Here is a 552-nt window from a genome sequence, read left to right on the forward strand (position 1 = left end):
GTCGGTGAGGGTGAGCGTGGGGTCGGTGTCGCCCGCGGGTCCCGTGGTGCGGCCGGGCCGGGCGGTGGCGGTGCCGGGGGGCGGGCCGGGGATGAGGTCGAAGGCGCTGGCGGGGCGGGGGACGGCGCGGTTGCCGGTCTTGGACTGGACGTCCCAGCTCCGCCCGCCGTTGTCGCTGGTCCACACGACGTCGCGCTGGAAGGGGGTCTTCTCGAGGTGTTTGAGGCGGACGCCTTCGAGGGTGAGGCCGGGGCCGGCGGCGGAGATCCGGGTGAGGGCGGCGAGTTCGTCGTCGGCGGGCAGGCCGTAGGAGCCGGCGGCGTGCCTGGTCCAGCTCTTGCCGTCGGGGCTGGTCCACAGCAGCGGCAGGGCTTTGAGCGGGCCTCCGGCGGGGGCCATGCCGATGGCGACCCAGCCCTGGGGGGTGGCGGCGGCGCCGATGATCCGGTCGGTGGGGCCGAAGACCTTGCCCGCGCCTTCGGCCGCCCTGGTCCAGGCGGTGCCATCGGGGCTGGTCCACAGGGTGCCGTCGGCGGCTCCGGCGAGCCAGCC

General features: G+C 76.4%; 1 protein-coding gene. It reads right to left on the reverse strand.

All coding sequences use genetic code 11. The features are described 5' to 3' along the window. A partial coding sequence (locus tag ACYVE7_RS35455; RefSeq protein WP_460371085.1) for a hypothetical protein occupies positions 1-552 on the reverse strand: 552 nt, incomplete at both ends.

The sequence above is a fragment of the Actinocorallia lasiicapitis genome (assembly GCF_054778695.1).